At 63.2% G+C, this 17,973-nt stretch carries 13 protein-coding genes; 5 read left to right on the top strand and 8 right to left on the bottom strand.

The window, feature by feature from the left end; genetic code table 11:
- Positions 1-74: 74 nt before the first annotated feature.
- Positions 75-695 (top strand): DUF922 domain-containing protein, encoded by a 621-nt coding sequence (locus FJ941_RS05285; protein ID WP_181169716.1) that lies wholly within the window; start codon positions 75-77, stop codon positions 693-695.
- A gap of 220 nt (positions 696-915) precedes the next feature.
- Positions 916-2,397: an MDR family MFS transporter gene (locus tag FJ941_RS05280; RefSeq protein WP_140503667.1), complete on the top strand. Its 1,482-nt coding sequence runs from the start codon at positions 916-918 to the stop codon at positions 2,395-2,397.
- Here FJ941_RS05280 and FJ941_RS05275 read toward each other — a convergent pair whose 3' ends face one another.
- From FJ941_RS05275 to FJ941_RS05265, 3 genes are all read right to left on the bottom strand, one after another.
- Entirely contained in the window at positions 2,398-3,429 is a 1,032-nt protein-coding gene (locus FJ941_RS05275) for an NAD(P)/FAD-dependent oxidoreductase (RefSeq protein ID WP_140503665.1), read from the bottom strand.
- An 89-nt stretch (positions 3,430-3,518) separates the two neighbouring features.
- Positions 3,519-3,839, bottom strand: coding sequence for a 2Fe-2S iron-sulfur cluster-binding protein (locus FJ941_RS05270; protein WP_027144910.1), 321 nt, complete (start codon positions 3,837-3,839; stop codon positions 3,519-3,521).
- Positions 3,840-3,984: 145 nt separating this feature from the next.
- Positions 3,985-4,353 (bottom strand): Hpt domain-containing protein, encoded by a 369-nt coding sequence (locus FJ941_RS05265; protein ID WP_140503663.1) that lies wholly within the window; start codon positions 4,351-4,353, stop codon positions 3,985-3,987.
- A 275-nt stretch (positions 4,354-4,628) separates the two neighbouring features.
- On the opposite strand from FJ941_RS05265, the gene FJ941_RS05260 reads away from it, so the two are divergent.
- Both FJ941_RS05260 and FJ941_RS05255 read left to right on the top strand, forming a co-directional pair.
- Complete coding sequence (locus FJ941_RS05260; protein ID WP_140503661.1) at positions 4,629-10,793, top strand: kinesin; 6,165 nt, start codon at positions 4,629-4,631, stop codon at positions 10,791-10,793.
- Between the two features lie 123 nt (positions 10,794-10,916).
- Complete coding sequence (locus tag FJ941_RS05255) at positions 10,917-11,531, top strand: 3'-5' exonuclease (protein WP_140503659.1); 615 nt, start codon at positions 10,917-10,919, stop codon at positions 11,529-11,531.
- A 38-nt stretch (positions 11,532-11,569) separates the two neighbouring features.
- On the opposite strand, the gene FJ941_RS05250 is transcribed toward FJ941_RS05255, so the two are convergent.
- Genes FJ941_RS05250 through FJ941_RS05235 form a run of 4 tightly spaced genes read right to left on the bottom strand, consistent with a single transcriptional unit; the run spans position 11,570 to position 15,647 of the window.
- Positions 11,570-12,220 (bottom strand): ABC-type transport auxiliary lipoprotein family protein, encoded by a 651-nt coding sequence (locus tag FJ941_RS05250; RefSeq protein WP_140503657.1) that lies wholly within the window; start codon positions 12,218-12,220, stop codon positions 11,570-11,572.
- Positions 12,221-12,257: 37 nt separating this feature from the next.
- Entirely contained in the window at positions 12,258-13,631 is a 1,374-nt protein-coding gene (locus tag FJ941_RS05245) for an MlaD family protein (protein ID WP_140503655.1), read from the bottom strand.
- Between the two features lie 14 nt (positions 13,632-13,645).
- A complete protein-coding gene (locus FJ941_RS05240; protein ID WP_140503653.1) occupies positions 13,646-14,455 on the bottom strand; it encodes an ABC transporter ATP-binding protein in 810 nt (269 codons plus the stop codon).
- Positions 14,456-14,459: 4 nt separating this feature from the next.
- Entirely contained in the window at positions 14,460-15,647 is a 1,188-nt protein-coding gene (locus FJ941_RS05235; protein WP_140503651.1) for an ABC transporter permease, read from the bottom strand.
- Positions 15,648-15,724: 77 nt separating this feature from the next.
- Here FJ941_RS05235 and dgcA point away from each other — a divergent pair, with 77 nt between their 5' ends.
- Positions 15,725-16,708 (top strand): N-acetyl-D-Glu racemase DgcA, encoded by a 984-nt coding sequence (gene dgcA, locus FJ941_RS05230; RefSeq protein WP_140503649.1) that lies wholly within the window; start codon positions 15,725-15,727, stop codon positions 16,706-16,708.
- Here dgcA and FJ941_RS05225 read toward each other — a convergent pair.
- On the bottom strand, positions 16,679-17,893 hold the full coding sequence (locus tag FJ941_RS05225) for an MFS transporter (RefSeq protein ID WP_140503647.1): 1,215 nt from the start codon (positions 17,891-17,893) through the stop codon (positions 16,679-16,681). The genes dgcA and FJ941_RS05225 overlap by 30 nt on opposite strands.
- Between the last annotated feature and the right edge of the window lie 80 nt (positions 17,894-17,973).

Raw genomic sequence — 17,973 nt, 5'->3', positions numbered from 1 at the left:
CGATGTGTGATCCGCATCGGATCAGTTCCGTTGCGTCGGCAAAGGCCGTAAAGCAAGGTGACAGAAGAGGCAACATGATGACACGATCCCTGCTCTGCGCACTGCTGCTTTCCGCCGCCGTTCCGGCGGATGCGGCCAATCTGGTGAAGACATACAGCTATTTCGCCATCGGCGGCAGAACGCTGGAGGATATCGAGCAGCAACTCGCCAAACACGGGCCGCAGGTCAAAAGCACGGGATCGCGCCACCCTGGCGCCACCCAGATGGCCTTCACGACACGCATCAGCTACGCTAGCCAGTCCGGCTCCTGCCGGATCGCCGACGCGGTCGTGACCGTCAAGGTCAAGGTGATCCTCCCCGAATGGCGCCGGCCGCGCAAAGCCGATGCCGACGTGCGGCTGTTCTGGGATACATTGTCGGCCGACATCAAGCGCCATGAAGACCGCCATGTCGAGATCGCCAAGAACCACGGCCGTGCACTCGAAGACGCGTTGAAGGCAAGCTATCCGCAGAAGGATTGCGATGCGGCAAAGGCCAAGGCCGCCAAGATCACGGCAGTTGAGCTTGCCAGACACGATCAGGATCAGCTGCGGTTTGACCTTGTCGAAGGCGCCAATTTCGAAAGCCGCATCCTGCGGCTGATGCGCTACCGGATGGAACGCATCGGAAGTGGCCAATTGCCGCCGCCGACCTGAATCTCCTCACCGCTTCCGTTGGTCTGGATGCAAGCCAACCGGGTGGAAGCGTAGTGCCAGTTTCGATTTTTTTCGAGCGCTAGTCGAAATAGGCCTATACGGAACGACATATCCAGGGTTGCTACGCGCACAAGCTGGAAGCACGAGCATCACGATCGATCGCACCGCGGATGCACCAGACAGACCCGATGCGGCAGCGCAAAGCGCATGGACGAGAATTATGGACCAGGCTGTCGACAAGCAGGTCATCGCGGCGGCGAACGCGCCGCTGACCGAAAGCGAAAAGAACGCCATCATCGGCGGCGTCCTCCTGTCGATGCTGCTGGCAGCCCTCGACCAGACCATCGTCGCGCCCGCCATGCCGACCATCGGGCGCTCGCTCGGCCATGCCGAATACCTGCCATGGATTGTCACCGGTTACCTCTTGACCGCAACCGCCGTGGCACCGCTCTACGGCAAGATTTCCGACGTCCATGGACGACGACCGACCGTCTATGCGGCAATCCTCATCTTTCTCGCCGGATCACTGGTCAGCGCACTGGCCCCCAACATGTTCGTCCTTATCCTGGGGCGCGCGATCCAGGGGGCTGGTGGCGGCGGCCTCTTCGCGCTGACGCAGACCGTGGTCGGAGACCTTGTCCCGCCGCGCGAGCGCGCGCGCTATGCGGCATGGTTCTCCGGCACCTGGGCCGTTGCCAGCGTCGCCGGGCCGCTGCTGGGCGGCACTTTTGCCGAACATCTGCACTGGTCCCTCATCTTCTGGATCAACATCCCGCTGGGCTTTGTTGCGATGGCGATCATCAACAAGCCGCTCAAGAAGCTGCCGATCGCGGCCAAGAATCACAGCATCGATGGTCTCGGCGCATTGCTGCTCATCGTCGCCACAGCGCTGTTGCTGCTGGCGCTGAACTGGGGCGGCAGCGCCTATCCCTGGTTATCGCCGGAAGTCGTTGGCGTCCTGGCGTGCTCCGCGCTTTTCTGGGGCGCCTTTGCCCTGCGGCTGACGCGGGCGGGCGAACCGCTCATTTCGCTTGAGGTATTAAGCAACCCGATCGTCCTGGCCGGCACTCTATCGATGTTCCTGCTCCAGGCCGCCAGCGTCGGCCTTGCGGTCTATCTGCCTGTCTATCTGCAATCGATACTTGGCCTGACGGCGAGCGAGTCGGGCATTGCAATGCTTGGCCTACTGCTTGGAACCGTGGGCGGCGCCGCGTCCAGCGGCCGCCTGATACCGCGCTTCACCCACTACAAGCGCATCGCCATGGTCGGCGTCATCTTCGCCATCCTTTGCATGGGCCTGCTGGCCTTTGTCGCCGGCCATTCATCGCTGCTCCTCGTCGAAGTCCTGACCATCTGTATCGGGCTGGGAACCGGTACGACGTTTCCGGTAACCACCGTATCCGTGCAGAACGCCGTCGACCGAATGCATCTCGGCGTAGCGACTGGGGTGCTTACCTTTCTGCGTTCGCTGGGCAGTGCATTGGGGGTCGCGATGCTCGGCGCCGTCGCTCTGGGCTTCGGATTGCCGCTGGCCGGTGAAGGCGTTGAGGTGGCCGGACATGTCGTATCGGCCAAACCCTTCGCGATGATCTTCCTCGTCGCGGCCGGCACTCTGGGACTGGGCCTCATCGCGCTGACCCTGATGCCCGAGAAAGAACTTCGAGGCCACGTCGACGATCCGGCGCCGATCCTGTCGGAATAATTAGCCCGAGACGCCGAGCTTCTTCTGCAGGCTGGTCGACGAAGTCGTGTACTGGAATACGATGCGTTCGCCAGGGCTGATGACGCGCTTGGCGGCCTGCGCCATCAGCGCCACCTCGTGGAAACCCGACAGGATCAGCTTCAGCTTGCCCGGATACGAGTTGATATCGCCCACCGCGAAAATGCCGGGCACCGATGTCTGGAATTTCTCGGTGTCGACCGGGATCAGGTTCTCGTGGAGATCGAGCCCCCATTCCGCGATCGGGCCGAGCTTCATGGTCAGTCCGAAGAACGGCAGCATACGGGTACAAGGCACCTCGATGTCGCCATCCGGGCCGCCCTTGATCGTGGCCGATGCCAGCTGGCCTTCGGCCCCGGTAAGTCCGGCCACCTGGCCGACCCTGAATTCCAGCTGCTTCATCTCCTGCATGGCGTACATCTTGTTGACGCTGTCGGGCGCCGCGCGAAACTCTGGCCGCCGATGAACGAGCGTCACGCTCTTTGCCACCGGCTGCAGGTTCTGCGTCCAGTCAAGCGCCGAATCGCCGCCGCCCACGATGACCAGGTCATGGCCGCGAAAATCCTCCATCCGGCGGACCGAATAGAAGACGCTCGTGCCCTCAAAGGCTTCGATGCCTGGAATTGGCGGGCGCTTCGGCTGGAATGAGCCGCCGCCGGCGGCAATCACCACCACCTTGGCCTCGAACACCTCGTTCTCGTCGGTGGTCACGCGAAAGCCGCCGTCGTCCAACTTTTCGAGACTGGAGACCATGCGGTTGTAGGTGAAGTCGGGCTTGAACGGCGCAACCTGCTCGAGCAGCTTGTCAACGAGCCCTTGCGCCGAGATCGAGGGCCAGCCGGGAATGTCGTAGATCGGCTTTTCCGGATAGAGTTCCGCGCATTGGCCGCCGGGCTTGTCGAGAATGTCGATCAGATGGCACTTCAGGTCCAACAGGCCGAGCTCGAATACCGCGAACAGGCCGACCGGTCCTGCCCCGACAATGAGGACGTCAGTGCTGATGATGCCGGTCATGATGCGCCTCGCTGCGAAAGTCCAGGCGAGACTGCATGACCGTTGGCCCGCTGCCAAGCGTCAGTGGGAAAAATCGCCGATGTTGGATTTCAGCCCTGACGTTCGGGAACCCGCACGATCAAGCCGTCGAGAGCGTCGCGCACCTTGATCTGGCACGACAGGCGCGAGTTCGGCTGGACCTCATAGGCGAAGTCCAGCATGTCTTCTTCCATCGCCTCGGGCTCGCCGACTTCAGCCGTCCATGCCTCGTCGACATAGACATGGCAGGTCGCACAGGCGCAGGCGCCGCCGCACTCCGCCTCGATGCCCGGCACGGCGTTGCGGATGGCGTTTTCCATGACCGTCGAACCGTTTTCGGCATCCACGTCGAAATGTGTGCCGTCATGGGCGATGAAGGTCAGTTTGGTCATTTATCACCTGAAGGGAGTTTCGCCCGGGACGAAGGGGAGTTTCGCCCGAGACGAAAGGGAATTTCGCCCGAGATAATCACTCCGGCAAACAAGTCAACTGCCGCGCGAAAGCGGCGCTCCGTGACGTTTTTGTCGCAAACCGGAATCAGCGACTGATGGCGGCGATGAAGTCGCGCACTTCGTCGATCAGCCCGCCGAGCCGCTTGAGGGTCTGTACATCCTCCGGCCGGTGCTCGATATCGGTGGCGCAATCGGCGATGGCGAAGGCGCCCACACCGCGGGCCGACCCTTTCAAGCCGTGAGCCAGCAGAAGCCGGTCCTTGATGTCGGCATCGACTATTTTGTCGCGCACCGATAGTGCCTGCTGTACAAATAGCGCCAGCACCTCTTGCTCGAGGGCGCGGTCGCCCATCGTTTGCCGGGCAAGGTGTGCCAAATCGACCGGCCGGGACTGCCTCGTTCCCGATACGTCGCCCCCGGGCATTGAGAAGGCAATGCCGCTTTCGCCACGCATGAACTCGAACTCCATTTTCTTCGGCCGCCCTGAAAAACTAGGCGATTCCAGTGGACAACGGGTTAATGAATGGCCGGGAAAAATGTTGCGAAAGCGGCGCCCAAATCACGGTTGCGTTAACCTTATATTTAAAGTTTTACGTATCCCGCGGAATGCATGTTTTCTTTACCCCCCTGTGTCATTACGATACGAGGGTCCATTTTCAGCCTCCTGCGCGGGGGTAAGACAAACAGAATTATAAGCCCCCGCGGCAGCTAGTACAGGGTAGCGAAGGCATGGCGAAGAAACCAACGACGACCAGAAATCTCGACAGCGACGTAGCCAGGGAACTCGAAAAAGCACTCGATCTCGACTTGAGCGGCGATGCCGACAGCGGCGACCTCGATATCGCGGCTTCGATGGAAGATCTGGAAGCGCAGATATCCCAGGCCGCCGACGAGCTGGCACGCGAGGGACGCAATCAGCAGCCGGCGGCGCCCGTCGTCAATCAGGCTCAGGGCGCCAAGCCCGCGCCAATGGCCAAGCCGGCCGAACTTCGCCCGGTGGAGACGCGCAATGGTGGCCAGCCCGCCGGCTTCGCCCCAGCCAACGATGATCGCCAGAAAGACTACAAGACCCTTCTGCACAGCCTGAACAGGCGCGCCTCCAACACCATCTACTGGGTCATCGCCTTTGTCTCGCTCGCCTGGATCGCCGGCGCCGGCGGATTGGCCAACCTGCTTTTTGGACCGAGCATCTGGCGGATACGCACGCTGGACCAGTTCTTTGCCCGCCCCGAACTGATCGGCCTCGCCGTCGCGGCAATCGTGCCCGTCATCCTGTTCTGGGCCTTCGCGGCGATGATTCGCCGCGCCCAGGACATGCGCATCGCCGCGCAATCGATGACGGAAGTGGCCTTCCGCCTGACCGAGCCGGAAAACATGGCTCAGGATCGCGTCATGATGATCGGCCAGGCCGTCCGCCGCGAAGTGGCCGCAATGGGCGAAGGCATCGAACGCACCCTTGCCCGTGCCGTCGAACTGGAAACGCTGGTCCACAGCGAGGTCAACCAGATCGAGCGCTCCTATTCGGAAAACGAAACCCGGATCAGGTCGCTGGTCGACGGACTGGGCAGCGAACGCGAAGCGGTGGTCACCCATGCCGAACGCGTCCGCGCCTCGATCTCCGGCGCGCACGAGACGTTGCGCGATGAAATCGGCGCGGCAAGCGACATCATCCGCGACAGCATCCTCAATGCGTCGACCAAACTGTCGATGACGATCACCAATTCCGGCGACACGCTGATCGACCGCATCAACGAAAGCTCGATGTCGATCTTCGACTCCGTGGAGGGCCGCCTCGACAACATCACCGACCGGCTTTCAACCTCCGGTGAGGCTTTCGCCAGCCTGCTCGACACCCGTATCGCCAAGCTGACGGACACCACGGACGGCTTGACCCGTTCCTTGACCGACCTGCTCGACGACCGCACCACCGGCATGGTGTCGCTGCTCGGCGGCGCCGCACGCACCCTCAATTCCGAGTTCGAAGCCAGCCTCAACGGCATCGAGCGCACCTTGGCCGAACGGGGCCAGGCGCTGATCAGCGAGTTCCAGACCCGCGCAGAAGCGCTGGATACCGGCACCCAGAAGCTCAATGCCGCGCTTGAGGCCCGTGCCCGCCAGATCAACGAAACGCTGGTCGAGCGTGCGCGTGAAATCGCCCACACCTTCGCCGAGAGCAAGGACACGCTTTCGGCTATGATCGATCAGGGCAAGACCCAGATCGGCGCCGACATGGCCGACATCGTCACCTCGACCTCATCCATGCTCGAAGCACGCGCCAGCGATTTCGCCGGCCGCATGGAGGCAGCCCGCCACGTCGTGTCGCGCTCCTTCGACGCCGACATTCAGCGGCTTGCCGATGCGCGCGTCGGTATCGAGGAAGCCGTCGAAAACCACAGCCGCAAGCTCTCCGAGAGCCGCGAGCGCATGGCGGCCGCCATGCACGCGGACCTGGAGAAATTCGCCGAGGGCCGCGCCGGCATCGATGCCGCCGTGACCAACCAGGTGCAGAAGCTGGCCGAAGGCCGCGGCCTGATAGCGCGTGCGCTCGAAGAAGACCTGCGCAAGGTCAACGAATCGCGCGCCGCCATCGATGCGTCGCTCGGCAGTCATCTCGAACGATTGGAAGAAGGCCGCAACCGGCTCTCTCTGGCTCTCAACGAAGACTCTGGTAAATTGGTGCAAGCTCGCACGATCATTGATGAAATGGTCGCCGGACATGTCGGAAAGCTGGCTGAAGGCCGCAACATCCTGTCGCGCGCCCTGGAAGCTGATCTCGGCAAACTGTCCGACAGCCGCGCCGACATAGACGGCCTTGTCGCCGGCCAGGTCGAGAAGATCGCCGAGGGCCGCGCGGTGCTCGCCAAGGCACTGGAAAACGATATTGCCGGCATCAAGAACCTCATCGAGGCGCATTCGGCAAAACTGGCCGAAGACCGCTCGCAGCTCGGCCGTTCGCTCGAAAGCGACCTGTCGGGCATACGCGGCCTGATCGACAGCCATTCCGGGCGTCTGGCAGAAGACCGCAGCCTGCTGTCGCAGACGCTTGAAGCCGACCTCGCCAAGCTGGCCGAAAGCCGTTCCAGCATCGACGGGCTGGTCGCCGGCCAGGTCGAGAAGCTGGCCGAGGGCCGCGACATCCTCAAGCGTGCGCTGGAATCCGACCTCAACACGATCAAGAACGTCATATCGAGCCAGTCGGACAAACTGGCCGAGGATCGCGGACAGCTCTCGCGCGTTCTGGAAGCCGATCTGCAGAATGTGAACAGCGTTATCGCCGATCACATGAACAGGCTGGTTCAGGATCGCTCGACCTTGTCGAAAGCGCTGGAGGACGATCTCGCCAAGCTGGCCGAAAGCCGCTCCAGCATCGACGGGCTGGTTGCCGGCCAGGTCGAGAAGCTGGCCGAAGGTCGCGACATTCTGCGCCGCGCATTGGAGGCCGACCTCAACACGGTCAGAAACTCCGTTGCCGACCAGTCCCAGAAACTGGTCGACGATCGCTCCCAGTTCGCCCGTGCGCTGGAGGCTGATCTCGAAACCGTCAACAGCCTTGTCAACAGCCATTCGGACCGGCTTGTCCAGGAGCGTTCGACACTGTCGAAGGCGCTTGAGGCCGACCTGCTGACCGTTAGCGGGCACGTCAACAATCACGCGGAACGGCTTGTCGAGGAGCGTTCGACCTTATCGAAGGCGCTGGAGGACGATCTTGCCAAGCTGGCCGAGAGCCGATCCAGCATCGATGGTCTGGTCGCCGGCCAGGTCGAGAAGCTCGCCGAGGGCCGCGACATTCTCAAGCGCGCTCTCGAAGCCGACCTGCAGAGGCTGGCCGAAAGCCGCGGCGATATCGACGACATCATCGCTGGACATGTCGGCAAGTTGTCCGAAGGCCGCAATATGCTCAGCCGCGCGCTGGAAGACGATCTTGGCAAGCTCGCCGAGACCCGCAAGGACGTCGATCGCTCGCTGTCCGGCCACATCGACCAGATCGCGGCCAGGAGCACGGACATTTCCGCCGCGATTGCTGCCGATGTCGACAAGATCGAGCAGGCGTTCAGCCGCCAGACCGGCATCATCGAGGAACGCGCCGGCACCATGGAGCGCGCGCTGTCGACTGGTGTCGATAACGTCCGCAACGTACTCGAGAAGAGCGCGGTCTTCGTCGCCGGCGCCTTGCGCGAAAAGGTCCTGGAAGTCACCAGCACGCTGCACGAGCAGGCCGGTGCCGCCTTCAGTGACGCCGATCGCAAGATCGCCGAGCGCGCCGAACAGACGTCCGCCGCCCTGCTGGCACGGGCCGAAGACATCGCCCGCACCTTCGAGGAGGCCGACCGTCGCCTGCACGCCCGGGCGGAAGATACGTCGAACGCCTTGCTCGCCCGCGCCGACGACACCTCCAGCTCGCTGCTGGCCCGCGCCCATGAAACCGCCGATCAGCTCGCCGCTCGCGCTGGCGAGATCGCAGGGACCTTCGACATGGCGGACCAGAAGCTCGCCGCCCGTGCCCAGGAGACCGCCGATCAGCTGGCCGCCCGCGCAAGCGAGATTGCCGGCACGTTCGACGCGGCCGACCAGAAGCTCGTCGCCCGGGCCGTGGAAACTGCGCAGTCGCTGGCCGCCCGCGCCGGCGACATCCTGCGCAACTTCGAAAGCGCCGACCAGCGGCTCGGCATGCGCATCGGCGAATCCGCCGAGGCGCTCGCCGCCCGCGCGTCGGACCTCGGCCGCATCTTCGATGCAGCCGACCAGCATTTGGTCTCGCGCATCGCAGAGGGTTCGGGCGCGCTGTCCAGCCGGGCGTCCGAAATCGCCCGCATCTTCGACGACGCCGACCAGCGCCTGGTTTCGCGCATCGCCGACAGCACCTCGACGATCGGCGAGCATGCGCAGACCATTGTCGGCGCCTTCGCAAGCACCGAACAGAGGGTTGCCGATCGCGCGCGCCAGACCGGCCAGGAACTGGCCGTGCATGCCCGCGAAATCGAGCAGGCGCTTGCCGGCGCCGACGAGCGTCTCGCGTCGAGCGCGGCGGCCGCCGCCGCCCGTGTCGAGGAGCAGATCGCCGGCGTCGAAAACCGGCTCGCCAACACTGCCGAGACGATGGGCCAGAGGCTCAACGAGCAGGTATCGACTGCCGAGGCGCAACTCGTATCGCGTGCCAACGTGATCGCGGAAACCTTCACCGCGGTCGGCCAGCATATCGGCCAGAGCACCAACGACGCCGCCAAAACGATCGGTGCCAACACCCGCGAGCTCAACACCATGCTCGCGGCGCGGTCCGCCGAGATGTCGAAGATCCTCGACGAAACCGCGCGGCCTTTGGTCGAGCGCTTCGCCCAGGGCGGCTCGGAACTGCAAAAGAGCATGGAAGAAGTCACCGAACGCGCCACCGAGAAGCTGCGTAGCGAGAATGCGACCCTGGTCAACGCGCTCGCCAACCGTACCGCCGAAACCTTGTCGGCGGTCGAAGGCGCCCGTTCTTCGCTGTCCGACAGCGTCGCCGATCTCATCGGCCGCATGACCAAATCCAGCTCGCAGCTCGGTCAGCTGATCGAGCAGGCCGCGGTCAACCTCGGCGAGGTCGACCAACGTCTGACCGGCAGTACGCAAAGCTTCGCTGCGACCACCGAAAAGGCGGCACAGACCTTTGCCAGCTCGGCGCGTCTGGTCGATTCTAACACGACAAGGCTGACGGAACTGTCGTCGTCGACCTTGCGCGAAGTCGCCTCGATCGCCACCAAGTTCGACGAACACAGCCGTCTGCTCGCCGGCGCTTCCGACCTCCTGAGCTCGGCCCAGAGCAACCTCGAACACACGCTGGAAAGACAGTCGTCGCTCGAGGATCTCGCCGTCGGCCTGGTCAAGAAGTCGGAAGATCTCGAACGGGTCATGCGTTCTTTCGAAAACCTCGTGGGCCAGACGCTGCAGAACGCCGAAGGGAAGACGCTGGAATCGGCCGACAAGATCCGCAACGCCATCACCGATGTCGTCGAGTCGGCAACCAAGCGCTTCGCCGATGCGACCGAGGAGATGCGGCGCACGGCGGGCTCGATCAAGAGCGAACTCGACCTCACCCGCGCCGAGCTCAAGAAAGGCGTCATCGAGATGCCGGAAGAGGCCAAGGAATCGACCTCGGCCATCCGCCGCGCCGTTTCCGAGCAGATCAACGCCTTGAAGGAGCTTTCGGATATCGTTGCGAAATCCGGTCGTGGTGGCGACTCCTCGGAACCGCGTCCCTTGCGCCCGGCGCCGCAGGCACCGGCGGCACGCGCCGCCGAGCCGCCCGGTCGTGCCCCGGCACAGCCGCAGGCGGATCTGCGCCCGCCACAGGCACCGCTGGGTGGCGCGGGACTGCGTGGCACGCTCGATCTGGAGCGTCCGGCGGAGGCGGCACCGCGTCAGCGTGCCGCCGACGCCACTGCCCGCGCGCCGCAAGGCGGTTGGGTGCGCGATCTGCTGACCGCCGCGTCGAACGATGCCGAGCTCAGGCCGGCGGCCCCCCAGGCGCCTGCGGAAGCACCGCACCCGGCCCCTGCCCAGCGTTCGCCGCTGCATGTCGTGGAATCGCTGAACTCGCTGTCCATCGATATCGCCCGGGCTATCGACCACGATGCCTCGATCGAGCTATGGAACCGCTATCGGCGTGGCGAGCGTGACGTGTTCACGCGCAGGCTTTACACGCTGAAAGGCCAGCAGACGTTCGACGAAATCCGCCGCAAATACCAGGCGGAGGCCGAATTCCGCGCCGCCGTCGACCGCTATTGCGACGATTTCGAGAAGCTGCTCAAGGATGTCTCGCGCAATGACCGCGACAACATCATGGCGCAGACCTATCTCACGTCGGACACCGGCAAGGTCTACACCATGCTGGCCCATGCCAGCGGTCGCCTGCACTAGGCGGTCGACAAGCCAAAACGAAAAAGGCGGGGGACTCCCGCCTTTTTTCTTGAAGGGACTGACGTCGCTATCCGGAAGACGCATCCGGGTTTTATCTCGTTTTCCGGAACCGGATCCTGAGTTGTGAAGACGACAATCATCTTCGACTGCGAGTTTCTCTGCCTTGAGGGCTCGCAACGCAGATTCTGGTGCGCGGCCCATGACCCCGATCCGGTCATCGCCCAGATCGGCGCGGCAAGGCTCGGCCTCGAAGGCGACTTCCCCGTGCTGGGCACGTACAACGCCTATATCAGGCCGACCGACCGATTTGGCGAGAGATACGGGCTCGATCCGTTCTTCACCCGACTGACGGGCATCACAGAAGAAATCATCGAAGCCGAGGGCGTCGAGCTGGAAGATGCCCTTGCAGGCATCGATCGTTTCTCAGATGGGGCTCGGTTCTGGTCCTGGGGCAAGGACGAACTGAACATGATCGCCATCAGTTGCTATGTCGCGGGCATCAAGCCGCCCATCCCGGCCACCCGGTTCGATAACGCCGTCAAGCTGCTGATCGCGGCCGGCATGCCGATCGAGGATTTGGCAAGGACGCCGAGCAACAAGCTTGCGGATTACTACGGCGTCGAACACCCGCCATTGCAGGGGCACGACGCGCTGGACGACGCGCTGTCCGTGACCTACACCCTGCAGCACCTGATGAAGACTGGAAAGCTGCGGCCGGACGCCTTCGAACGTCTGTAGCCCGAAAGAGTTTGGTTGAATCCCTGCGCGCCTGGCGCTCAGATCGCCGAATCCGTCCAGCGGACGATCTGCTTGGCGGCATCACCGAAGGCTGCGTCGAGAGCGCCGACATAAGCGGGGTTCCCGCTGCCCGATACGGGCGCGGATGCGGTGAAGCTCTTGGAAGCCTTCACTTCGCCGTTGCGATCGTTGAGCAAGCGCACGAACAGGTCGACCTCGGCATGTTCGCCGCCATCGACGCGCACCTCGAAGGACCGAACCTCGACGATCACCTGATAGTCGATCGCCAGCCCCTCGCCCGGTTTCCCCACCCCGGCAAAGCTGCCCGAGCGCTGGAACGTCTCGGCCAACCGCGCCTGCACGACCAGCGGCAGGCGGTCAGCCCATTGCGCACCCTTCAGATATTGGATCGAGCGGTCGGAAGGTTTGATGACGATGTTCTGGCTGTCCAGCGCCTTCAGCGCCGAGGGCTGGGCGATCAGAATCTGCCGGCGGCTATGGCCATGCGCGTCGACCATCGGCGCCGATAGTTCGAACGTGTCGAGCGGTGCCGGCTTGCCGCCCAGCACCGCACAACCGGTAACCGTCAGGACAAGCAGCGCCGCGGCTGATTTCAACCCGCCCGTTCCAAGCCTACTCAACGTCACCCGTGATCCCCGTTGTCCCCGGATCGTAAGATCAACCCGCATTCACGAGCTATGTTCTTGCGGCGGGCCGGCGCCGAAGTCAACGCCGCGCCCTGCCGTCGAATTGCCGAACCTCGCCTTCGCCACCCGAAAGGATGCGCTGCGGATTGCGGCTGAGATCCGTCACCGCCTCCTCGATGCGATTGATCGAGCGACGGCTGTCCTGCACCAGCGCCTCGACATTCTGCAGCCCCTGGCCGGAGAAGCGCGCCAGATTGTCGGTAATGACCCCAAGGCGGGCGTTCAGCGTATCGGCGACCTGCTTGAAGGATTTGAGCGTTTCCCTTGCGTCGGCCATCACGCCGTCGGCCTGGCCCGAGCCGAGCAGCTTGTCGACCTTGGCGAGGATACCGTCGACCCGCACCGAGGCGTCGTTAAGCCGTTGCGCCAGGTGCCTGGCGTCCTTGATTGTCTGGTCGATGTCGTCAGCCCGATTGGCTATCTTGCCGGTCACCTCCGCGATGTCGGCCGCCGCCTTGTTGGCGCTGTCGCTGGCCTTCTGGATGTTAGCCAGCGCTTCGCGCACCTGTGCCGGGTCGATGCCGTCGAGCACGCCATCGACCTTGGCCAACGTGCCTTGCGTCTGCTTGGCGAAGTCGTTGACCGATCCCACCGCCGTATCGACGTTCTTGATCACGCCGTCGAGCTGCCGCGAGGTTTCCTTGAGGTTGCCTGTCACCGTATCGACGTTGGAAACGATGCTCTTGATCTTGTCCTTATCGACGGCATTGAGCAGGCCTTCCGCCGCCTTCAGCGTGCCGTCGAGCTTTCCTGAAACGCCTTTCAGCTCGTCGGACAGCGCGCTGACGGCGGACAGGAATTTGTCGATGCCCTCGGAATTCCTGGCCAGTGCATCGGAAAATGTCTGCACATTGTGCACGGTCTGCGTCAGCGGCCCGCGGACATCCTTTGTGAAGCCTTCCAGCTCCGTCAGCACCTTGTCGGCGCGGGTGAAGATGTTCTGCGCCGTCTGCAGCAGATTGGTCACGGCCGAAGGGTTGGCGACGATCTCGGCGACCTTGCCTTCCTTTTCGGCCTGGTCGAGCAGCTTCACTTCCTTGGGATCGGCGCCCTTGAGCTCGATATTGGCCTGCCCGGTGAGGCCGGCGAGGCCGATATCGGCCTGCGTCGACTTGGTGATCGGCGTCATCCGGTCAATCTCGGTGTCGGCGATGGCAACAGTTGGATTGTCGACGTCGATATAGACGCGCTTGACGTCACCAACCTTGACGCCGTTGAACAGCACGAAGCTGCCGCGGCCAAGACCGGAAGCCGAGCCCGGAATGCGCACCCGCAGCAGCGTCGTCTCGCCCCTGTCGCCGATCGCGGCCGTCCAATAGACGAAGCCGAAAGCCGCCAGGATCGCAACCAGCGTGAAAATGCCGACAATGACGTAGTTGGCTCTGGTTTCCATTGCTTCACTTATGGCTATGCACGTGCGGCAAGATCAAGTTGCCGGGCGCGTTTTCCGCGGAAATAGGATTTCACCCACGGTTCCTCGCTCTTCAGCATGTCGTCGATACTGCCTTCGACCAGCACCTTTTTCTTGCCGAGCACCGCCACGTGGTCGCAAGCGGTAAACAGCGTGTCGAGGTCGTGGGTCACCATGTAAACGGTCAGATCCATGGTGTCGCGCAGCTTGACGACGAGCTCGTCGAACTCGGCCGCGCTGATCGGATCGAGGCCCGACGTCGGCTCGTCGAGAAAGACGATGTCCGGATCAAGCGCCAGCGCCCTGGCAAGCGCGGCACGCTTGATCATGCCGCCGGAGAGCTCGGAGGGAAATTTCTGCGCCGCGTCCGGCGGCAGGCCGACCAGCTCGATCTTCAGCAGCGCCAGCTCGTCCATCAGCTTCCTGGGCAGGTCGAGATATTCGCGCATCGGCACCTGCACGTTCTCCATCACGGTCAGCGCCGAAAACAGCGCACCATGCTGGAACAGTACGCCAAGACGCATGTCGATGCGTAGCCGCTCGATATCGCTTGCCTTGTCGACGTCGACGCCGAACAGTTTGATTGTTCCCGACTGCTTGGGCATCAGCCCGAGAATGGTGCGCAACAGCACGGACTTGCCGGCGCCCGAGGCTCCGACGAACCCCAGTATCTCGCCGCGCGTGATGTCGAGCGACAGCTTGTCGAGGATCAGCTTGTCGTCAATGGCAACGGTGACGTCGTGCACCGAGAGGACGATTTCACTGTCGTCCTCGCCCTTCACCTCTATCCCGTTGCCCTTCGCCATCTTGTCAGAACTCGATCGCTGCGTAGAACATGGCGAAAAGCCCGTCGAGGATGATGACGACGAAGATCGACTTCACCACCGAAGCGGTCACGTGCTGGCCGAGCGATTCGGCACTGCCGCCGACCTTCATGCCCTCGACGGAGGCGATCGTGCCGATGATCATGGCCATGAACGGCGCCTTGATCAGCCCGGCGAAAATCGTGCTGAGATCGATTGCGACACGCAACCGGTCGATGAAGGCAGCGGGTGGGATATCGGAGTAAAGCCAGGCAGCGACAATGCCGCCGCCGAGTGCGGCGAAATTGGCGATGATCGTCAGGCAGGGCAAGGCGATCACCAGCGCTACAAGGCGCGGAAAGACCAGGACGCCGATCGGATTGAGGCCGATGACCTTCAGCGCGTCGACCTCCTCGCGCATCTTCATCGAGCCGATTTCGGCGGTGATCGCGCTGCCGGAGCGGCCGGCGATCATGATTGCCGTCATCAGCACGCCGAGTTCGCGCAGGATCAGCACGCCGACGAGATCGACGACGAAGATGTCGGCGCCGAAATAGCTGAGCTGATAAGCGCCCTGCTGGGCAACGATGGCGCCGACGATCGCCGACATCAGCACCACCACGGGGATTGCGCCGACGCCCATGCGATCGATCTGGTTGAAGATCGCCGCCGGGTTGACGGCATGGCCGCGGCCGAGCTTCATCTGCGCGCCGCGGATGGTGGCGCCCAATATATTCATCGAAGCGAGGAAATCGTCGCGCATCTCGTAGACGCGCCGGCCAACCGCCTCCAGCGCCCGAATGACAATGTTGGGCGGCCGCGCCGGTCCGGATTCGGGTTCGCGCCGGACAGCTTCGCCGACCGCGTCGAGCAGGATGGAGGCGATCTCGCTTTGGCCTTGCAGCCGAACCTCGACGTTCTTCTTCTCGAAGGCGCTGACCAGCCGGTCAATCAGCCAGGCGCCGGCGGTATCGATCTTCTCGATTTTTGAAAGATCAAGCGCCAAAGTTTTGAAACCGCTTCGTTTCTCGATTTTGCGCATGTCGGCGTCGATCAGCGCCACGGTCCGTGTCGTCCAGATTCCGGAGAACGCGCAGCCGAGGACGCCACCTTCCTCGCCGACTGCCACGCGCGGGTCGTGGTCACCCCCCGAGGCGGTCGTGCCGCTTGCGTCGCGCTTGCCTATGGTCAACATGGCGTCCTGTTTAGCCCGATGGGTCCGACCTTGTCGATTTGCCGACAACCCTTCTCGCATAGCCGGAGCAGAAAAATATGGCGCGTGTCATTTCGGTCGAGGCCGAGCGGTTTCCGATCGCCGGAACCTTCACCATTTCGCGCGGCTCCAAGACCGAGGCCGAGGTAATCACGTGCACGATCAGCCAGGGTGGCGATGTCGGGCGCGGCGAATGTGTTCCTTATAAGCGGTATGGCGAGACGATGGAGGGTGTTCGCGATGCTATCGAGGCGATGCGCGACCGGATCGCCAGCGGGATGGACCGCACCGCCCTGCTCGACGCAATGCCTGCTGGGGCGGGGCGTAACGCCATAGACTGTGCCCTTTGGGACCTTGAAGCCAAGATCAGCGGCAATCCGGTGGCGAACGCAATCTGGCCGGCCCCGTTGCATCAGCTCGAAACCGCCTACACGCTGTCGCTCGGCGAACCGGAAGCGATGGCGGCGCAGGCCCGCGCCAATGCCGGCAGGCCGCTGCTCAAGGTCAAGATCGGCGGCGACAACGACATCGCCCGCATCCGGGCGGTGAGACAGGCAGCACCCGAGAGCCGACTGATCCTTGATGCCAATGAAGGTTGGACCGACGACAACATTGTCGCGAACTTCGCCTTTGCCGGCGAACAGGACATCGCCCTGATCGAACAGCCGCTGCCGGCGGGCCGGGACGGCATCCTGCGCCACATCGCGCATCCGGTGCCGGTCTGCGCCGACGAAAGCGTTCACGAAGCGGGGAACCTCGAAGCGCTTGTCGGTCTCTACGACGCCGTCAACATCAAGCTCGACAAGTCCGGCGGGCTGACGGCGGCGCTCACCTTGCGCGACCGCGCCCGTGAACTGGGCTTTGGCGTCATGGTCGGCTGCATGGTCGGCACGTCGCTGGCAATGGCGCCGGCTGTGCTGCTTGCGCAAGGAGCCGATTTCGTCGACCTCGACGGGCCGCTGCTGCTTGCCCGGGACCGTGTGCCGGGCCTCGTTTACCAGGGATCGCTCGTCTCACCGCCGGACCGGGCGCTGTGGGGCTGAGCGCGCGGCAAGCCCGATCAGCACGAGGCCAATGATCGCGATCGGGATCATCGCAAGGAACCCGTCGACGCCCAGACGGTCGTAGAGCGGACCGGACGCAAGCGTGACGGCGGCCATGAAGAAACCGTTGAAAAAATAGGCGATGCCTTGCGCGGCACCCGTGCGCTCTTCGGACACGGTTTCGGCGATCATCTTCTGCAGGCCGATCAGCACCATCGCGACAGACACCGAATGCAACGACTGCACGGCGAAGAACCCGCCGACGCCAAGGCCGAGCGGCCATACCAGCGGAAAGGCGAACCAACGCACGATCGAACCGATGCCGGCAATGAGCATTACCCGGACGACGGATACGGAGGCGAAAATGCGATTGAACAACAAAAACATGCAGACTTCGGAGACGACGCCCCAAGCCCACAGCAGGCCGACGACGGAATCGCTGATGCCTATCGATTTCCAGTAGATCGAGACGAAGCCGTAAAGGAAGGCATGGCTGGCGGTGATGATGCCGACGCCAAGCGTGAAATAGAGGAAATAAGCATTAAATAGCCCCGGCGCCGCGTGCTGGATTTCCGCCGCCGACAGTGGCGAGGCTTTGCGCGGCCGCCCCATGCGCGGCGCCAGCAGGCCTGCGGCGAGTGCCGCGCCAAGGGCAAGGAATATGATCACCGGAACGGCTTGAGGGCCGCTGGCCGCCAGAATGAAGCCGCCTGCGACATTGGCCAGGAGATAGCAGACCGACCCCCATTTACGCATGCTCGCATAATTGGAACCGAAGCGGCGCACGCCCGAAAGCGCGAGCGAATCGGCGATCGGCGAATGCGGCGTCCAGACAACGGTCAGCAACAACGACACCGCCAGCACAGTCGCGTAGGTCGGTGTCAGGAAGTACCCCGCGGAGAGCAGCAGCGAGGCCGCGACCAGTACGACATAGACGTCGGCGCGGTCCCTGGCTCGATCGGCAAGTGTCGTCAGCAGCGGCGTCGTCAGCACGCGCAGGAACATCGGCGCTGCCAGGATGACGGCGATCTGTTCGGCGTGAAATCCCTTGGCCTGCAACCAAAGCGGGAAATAGGGCAAATGGGTGCCAAGCGATATGAACAGCGTGCCGAAGATCAGGCTCATGCGCAGCTCAAAACGGCCCGGCTTCACGAGTTGTTCGGGCGAAAGCGGCGGCAGCAGCATGAATCGATCCAATGACGCTGCGCTCAACGACCGGCGAGCAGCGAGAACCGATCCTTAACATGAGGAAAAACCGGGCGAAA

It is taken from the genome of Mesorhizobium sp. B2-3-13 (assembly GCF_006442195.1).
Taxonomy (GTDB): domain Bacteria; phylum Pseudomonadota; class Alphaproteobacteria; order Rhizobiales; family Rhizobiaceae; genus Mesorhizobium; species Mesorhizobium salmacidum.
The sequence above is the reverse complement of the archived record's forward strand: the minus strand, read 5'-3'. Positions and strand labels throughout refer to the sequence as shown.